At 47.1% G+C, this 817-nt stretch carries 2 protein-coding genes; both read right to left on the bottom strand.

Going from position 1 to position 817, the window contains the following annotated elements; genetic code table 11:
- On the bottom strand, positions 1–454 hold a 454-nt coding region (locus tag ACP45E_RS00685), incomplete at its 3' end, for an FAD-binding oxidoreductase (RefSeq protein ID WP_141707157.1).
- A 100-nt stretch (positions 455–554) separates the two neighbouring features.
- On the bottom strand, positions 555–817 hold a 263-nt coding region (locus ACP45E_RS00680), incomplete at its 5' end, for an alpha-hydroxy-acid oxidizing protein (RefSeq protein WP_198927663.1).

Raw genomic sequence — 817 nt, 5'->3', positions numbered from 1 at the left:
AACCGCTCTTCCGATCTTTGATAGACGCTGGATCTGGCCCTATTTTACGCTGGAAAGGCGCAAGGTATTTGTTGGCATCCGCGCCGATAACGCCCGGTTGCAGAAGAATCTTATCGCCATCATCAAGAATTTCATGGCTTCGCCAATCATCGGTTAGGGTAATGAGCACCGAGTCAGAAACAGCTTGGCCTGAAAGGCTGGTACCGGCCGCGCGAAAAGTGCAGTGAATGTCCATTTCACGACAGCATTGAATCGCATAAATGACTTCATCAAGATTTTTTAAGCGCAACACAATTTTAGGAATCAAACGATAGAAGCTGGCGTCAGTGCCATACGCCAGCCGTTTGGCCTCTTGAGTGACAATACGTTCGGGTTCTATCTTAGCCGCAAGTAATGATTCAAGCTGTTGATAGTGGCTATCCTGGCTTTGATTGTTATGGTGTGAATTCGACATGTTCGCTTCCTTGTGCTCGCTGCGGCGTTGTATTTGTTATGAAATCAGCAGTGAAAAAGGTGTCATAGTCTCCAGTTCTTTGCTGTGACACCTTTTGAAATTACTTCAAGTTCACCAAAGAATCTGCATTTAAGTCCTTGATACTTTTCGCGCCGGTTAGTGTCATGGCAACGCGCATCTCTTTTTGGTAAAGGTCGAGCAGGTTTTCTACTCCGGCTTGTCCTTGCGCGGCCAGTGCGTAGATAAATGAGCGTCCTAATAGTGTGCAATCTGCGCCGAGCGCCAGCATTCTCACGACATCTAACCCTGATCGGATCCCTGAATCGACAAAGATTTTAAGGTCACCTTTTACGGCATCGGCAA

Origin of the sequence: Vibrio genomosp. F10 str. 9ZD137, from assembly GCF_049974785.1 — a bacterium.
In the GTDB taxonomy this organism is placed as follows: Bacteria; Pseudomonadota; Gammaproteobacteria; order Enterobacterales; family Vibrionaceae; genus Vibrio.
The sequence above is the reverse complement of the archived record's forward strand: the minus strand, read 5'-3'. Positions and strand labels throughout refer to the sequence as shown.